Genomic DNA, 5,467 nt, shown 5'->3' with positions numbered 1-5,467 from the left:
TTGTTAGCTTTAAACCGCTTCATGGCCGATAATCCTTTCCAAAGTCTAGCTGGAGGCGGTGGTGGTGTTTCAACACTTGCACGCTCTAGTGTAAGTAAATTATTAACAGAACAGCTTAACAATTTAGCATCAGACCTGATCCAGGGGGTACAATTAAACTTCGGCGTTAATTCTTCTGAAGATTATTCAACAGGTCACCTGGAACAAAAAACAGATCTTGAAATTGGACTTTCTAAAAAGCTGCTCAATGACAGGTTAACCGTTACCGTGGGTAGTTCATTTGGATTAGAGGGTGCAGAGCAACCGGGAAAAAGCTCTTCCAATATTGCAGGAAATGTAAATGTAGAATATTTATTATCTGCTGATGGCAGGTACCGGTTAAGGGCTTACAGACGCAACCAGAATGAAGGCGTGATACAAGGTGAAATTATTGAAACCGGAATTGGATTCGCACTAGTGGTAGATTACAATAGATTCAGAGAAGTATTCAGAATCTTCTCTAAAAAGAAAAGAAACATACAAGAACAGAAGCCTCGAAATGAAAGAACTAATTAAACTAAGCTTATTGATCCTTATATGTTCGGTTTGGGCGTCTTGTAGCAGTACAAAGAACCTGAAACCCGGGCAGAATTTATATGTGGGCGCTGAAATCAACATCAATCCTGATTCATCAGCCAGGATTGATGACCAAAAAGAAGTCAAAAAAACTTTGGAGAGTAAAACCCGCCCAAGGCCCAACAAAAAGATTTTAGGCGTTAGGTTTAAATTAGGCATGTACAACCTTGCCGGAGAGCCAAAAAAACCTAAAGGCTTTCGCCATTGGTTGCGCACCAAATTTGGCGAACCTCCTGTTTTATTAAGCGAGGTCAATTTAACCTATAACAATGCTGTATTAGAAAGTTACCTGATTAGTCAGGGTTACCTGCAATCTGATGTAGTGGGTGATACCGTTGTAAAACACAAAAAAGCAAAAGCCATTTACACCGTCAATACGGGCATCCGTTATAAAATCAACAGCATCACCTTTCCTAAAGATAGTGGAAGTATTGCTGCCATCATCAACCAAAATAAAGATAAAACACTCTTAAAAGTTGGAAACTATTATGATTTAGATGTCTTCAAAAATGAACGCATCCGTATTGATGATGACCTCAAGCAGGCAGGTTACTTTTACTTCAGTCCAGATTACCTGATCTTGCAGGTAGACAGCACCATTGGTAAAAACCTGGTTGACCTTACCTTAAGGGTTAAGAGTATTGCTCCTGATGCAGGTTTGAAGCCTTACGCCATCAACGAGATTAATATCTTTCCAAATTATTCTTTACGTAGAGATAGTATTTTACGTAAATCTACACCAGAGGTTTATAAAGATTTTAACATTTTCGATCCCCGCCAAACTTATAAACCACGCTTGTTTGATAAACTGGTATTCTTTAAAAAAGATGAGCTGTACAATAGAACAGACCATAACCAAAGTTTAAACAGGATGGTGAATATTGGTACTTTCCAATATGTGAAAGCAGAGTTTGTTCCTTTAGACAGTTTCCGAAATAACCAGCTGGATCTGAACATCTACCTGACACCGTTAAAGAAGAAATCACTTTCCTTCTCTGCAACAGGAACCAGTAAGTCGAATAACTTCGTGGGTTCAGAATTGAAGATCACACATACCACCAGGAATGTCTTCCGCGGTGCAGAACAATTGGACCTCAGCGCCAGTGGTGGTTTTGAAACGCAAGTGAGTGGCACATCACAGGGAAAGAATACATTTTCTTTCACGGCTGAAGGTAAATTGACCTTTCCAAGGCTTATTGTACCATTCTTCAAGTTTAACAATACCAATGCTTATATTCCAAAAACAATAGCCTCTCTTTCTTACCAATTGTTGAACAGAGGGTCATTGTATAACCTTAATTCCTTTAAAGGAGAGTTTGGCTATAATTGGAAAGAAAACCAGTACAAAGAACATACTTTTAACCCAATCTCCATCAATTATGTAACATCGAAAGTTACCTCCAAAGATCCGGAAGCCTTATTCGATTCTATTCCGGATTTAAGGCGACAACTAGAAAAGCAATTCATTATTGGCAGTAAGTACAATTTTACCTATACCAATCAAATGGAAGATGCCAGAAGAAACAATATGTATTTCTTTGGTGGTCTTGAAACTGGTGGTAATCTATTTGGTCTCTTTGCGAAGAAAAATGAAGAAGGTAACAAGGAGATTTTTGGTACTGCACTTACCCAATTTGTGCGCCTTGAAGCTGATTTCAGAGATTATTTCAAAATCACCCGTAATGTAATATGGGCAAACAGGTTAAACTTCGGTTATGGTTATGCTTATGGAAACAGTACTTCCTTACCTTTCGTTCGTCAGTTTTTTGCTGGTGGTAGTAATGATATCCGCGCCTTCCATGCACGCTCTTTAGGTCCGGGAACTTCAAGAATCCAGACAACAGATACCTATGCTGATCAAAGTGGTGATGTAAAGGCCATGTTCAACACAGAGCTGCGCTTTAAATTGGTGAGTGTGCTCCATGGTGCTCTATTTGCTGATGCAGGAAATATCTGGTTACGGAAGGAAGACCCTTTAAAACCAGGATCTGGATTTAGCTTCAAAAATGCTTTCAGCGAAATGGCTGTAGGTACCGGTGCTGGTCTAAGGATTGATGCGACCATCTTCGTGATCCGACTGGATGTGGCGTTTCCAATTCGTAAGCCTTACCTTGCCCCGGGAGACCGTTGGGTAATTGATGAAATAGATTTCGGTGATAAAAACTGGCGTAAAGAGAATATTATTTATAATATTGGCATAGGATACCCATTCTAAACGCAGACATGAAAATACTTAAATTCGTCATCCGCTTTTTTAAATCGCTCGGCCATCTTTTCATGGCCGCCGGCAAGGGGTTTATAGAAGACAAGGTGACTAAGTTGAGTGCATCTTTAGCTTATTACACCATTTTTGCGCTCACGCCACTGATTATTATTGTGATCTCTGCGGCCAGCCTTTTCTTTGGTGATGAGTTAAACCCAGATACACAATTGTTTGCCGAAATCAACAGCCTGATTGGCGAGACCGCAACATTGCAGTTGCAGAGTTTCGTGATCAATGCCAACCTGAGTGGTAAAAGTACCATGGGCTTAATTATTGGGGTGGTAACGTTGGTGATTGGTGCCACAGCTATATTTATCGAAATTCAGGACAGCATTAACCTGATCTGGAAAGTGAAAGCCATCCCTAAAAAAGGATGGATGAAGATGCTCACCAACCGCCTGCTTTCTTTTTCTTTGATTATATCAATGGGTTTTTTACTGCTCGTTTCACTGGTCATCAACAGTATCATTGTTGGCTTGGGAACTAAAATTGAGCGTTACATTCCTGAAGTTACCACCATCATGATGGACCTTGCCACCCGCGCGGTAACGATAGCGGTAGTTACAGGGATATTTGCAATTATCTTTAAGGTCTTACCCGATGTGATCCTCAAATGGAAAACAGCCCTTATTGGTGCCCTATTTACCGCCCTATTGTTCAGTCTGGGCCAGTTCCTTATTGGCATTTACATTGAGAAGGGTAACCCCGGCTCAGCTTTTGGTGCTGCTGGCTCCGTGATCATCATCTTGCTGTGGATTTATTACAGCGCCATTATTCTTTACTTTGGCGCAGAATTTACCCAGGCCTATGCAGAGAAATATGATGAAGGCATAAGACCGAGTAAATATGCCGTACATACAAAAATTGTTATCGTAGAAAAAGAAGTAGCCGTATTGCCTCCTCAGCATCCCGAAGAAACAAAAGTGCCCGTAGACGAGTAGCTATACCGTAGCAGAGAGGTCTACCACATCTTCAGAAACCGCTGCCGTTGCCGCACTGGCATCCGCAGAAATTAAATCTTCGATGGTATCTTTCTCTATACGCAAATTGCTGATGATATGTTTCTGGCGATCAGGCGTATTCTTACCCATATAATATTCCAGCAAACCTTTAATCGTTTGTTCCTTCAAAATCACAGGGTCAAGCCTGATGTCTTTCCCAATAAACAAACCAAACTCATCAGGAGAGATTTCTCCAAGCCCTTTAAATCGGGTAATTTCTGGTTTAGAACCTAGCTTTTCAATCGCTGCCCGGCGTTCCTCATCGCTGTAACAATAAATCGTTTCCTTTTTATTGCGGACACGGAACAATGGTGTTTGCAGGATGTAAACATGCCCAGCCCTAACCAGGTCGGGGAAGAACTGCAGAAAGAAAGTCATCATCAATAACCTGATGTGCATTCCATCCACATCGGCATCTGTGGCAATAACAATATTGTTGTAGTGTAAGCCCTCCAGTCCGTCTTCAATATTCAGCGCATGCTGCAAGAGGTTAAACTCTTCGTTTTCATACACAACCTTTTTAGTGAGCTCATAACAGTTTAAGGGTTTACCTTTCAAACTGAAAACTGCCTGACAGTCTACATCCCTGGATTTAGTGATGGAGCCCGAAGCAGAATCACCCTCAGTAATAAACAAGGTCGTTTCGTACCTTTTATCATGGTTGGTGTTAAAATGCACCTTGCAATCCCTTAGCTTCTTGTTGTGCAAAGAGGCCTTCTTCGCACGGTCATTAGCCAGCTTTTTAATGCCAGCAATATCTTTCCTTTCCCGTTCAGACTGCAGGATGCGTTTTAACAACGCATCAGCCACATCAGAATGACGGTGCAGGTAATCATCAAGCTCTTTTTTCACAAAATCATTGATGAAGGTACGTACCGATGGTCCCTCAGGGGCCATATTTTGTGAACCTAACTTCGTCTTTGTTTGTGATTCGAAAACCGGCTCTTGTACACGGATGGAAATGGCCGCGATGATAGAAGATCGGATATCCGATGCCTCATATTCTTTTTTATAAAACTCACGGATGGTTTTCACTACTGCTTCTCTAAAAGCAGCCTGGTGTGTACCACCCTGTGTAGTATGCTGACCGTTAACAAAAGAGTGGTAATCTTCACCATACTGTTGTCCATGGGTCATCGCTATTTCAATATCATGCCCTTTCAGGTGTATAATAGGGTAACGGATATGGTCTACATCAGCTACCTTATTCAACAAATCATAAAGACCACGTTCAGAGAAAAATTTCTGTCCGTTGTAATTAACCGTCAAACCAGCATTCAGGAACACATAGTTCCAGATCATACTCTCTACAAAATCAGTAATGTAGTGGTAGTTTCTAAAGATACTTTCATCAGGATAAAAGGTAATGGCCGTACCATTTCTTTGGGTGGTGTCAATAATGGGATGTTCCATCACAATCTCCCCTTTAGAGAATTCTACCTTCTTGGTTTTTCCATCACGGTAAGATTGAACCACAAAAGAGTTAGAAAGTGCATTTACCGCTTTGGTACCTACCCCATTTAAACCTACAGATTTCTGGAAAGCCTTGCTGTCGTATTTACCACCGGTATTGATTTTAGACACACAG

General features: G+C 41.0%; 4 protein-coding genes. 3 read left to right on the top strand and 1 reads right to left on the bottom strand.

The genetic code is table 11. The annotated features are described in order from the left end of the window. From ACR2F7_RS15015 to ACR2F7_RS15005, 3 genes are all read left to right on the top strand, one after another. Positions 1-555 (top strand): translocation/assembly module TamB domain-containing protein (locus tag ACR2F7_RS15015; protein ID WP_432714361.1); only part of this gene is annotated, 555 nt, incomplete at its 5' end. After that, complete coding sequence (locus tag ACR2F7_RS15010; protein WP_432714360.1) at positions 539-2,830, top strand: BamA/TamA family outer membrane protein; 2,292 nt, start codon at positions 539-541, stop codon at positions 2,828-2,830. The genes ACR2F7_RS15015 and ACR2F7_RS15010, both read left to right, overlap by 17 nt. Positions 2,831-2,838: 8 nt before the next feature. Further along, entirely contained in the window at positions 2,839-3,819 is a 981-nt protein-coding gene (locus ACR2F7_RS15005) for a YihY/virulence factor BrkB family protein (protein WP_432714359.1), read from the top strand. Here ACR2F7_RS15005 and ACR2F7_RS15000 read toward each other — a convergent pair. Beyond that, positions 3,820-5,467, bottom strand: a 1,648-nt coding sequence (locus tag ACR2F7_RS15000) for a toprim domain-containing protein (RefSeq protein ID WP_432714358.1), incomplete at its 5' end; no start/stop codon positions are given.

The organism is Pedobacter sp. (genome assembly GCF_045628745.1).
Taxonomy (GTDB): domain Bacteria; phylum Bacteroidota; class Bacteroidia; order Sphingobacteriales; family Sphingobacteriaceae; genus Pedobacter.
The sequence above is the reverse complement of the archived record's forward strand: the minus strand, read 5'-3'. Positions and strand labels throughout refer to the sequence as shown.

Excerpts from the sequence above, each read along its gene's own strand:
- ACR2F7_RS15005 (WP_432714359.1), top strand. The coding sequence starts at position 2,839 with ATGAAAATACTTAAATTCGTCATCCGCTTTTTTAAATCGCTCGGCCAT.
- ACR2F7_RS15010 (WP_432714360.1), top strand. The coding sequence starts at position 539 with ATGAAAGAACTAATTAAACTAAGCTTATTGATCCTTATATGTTCGGTT.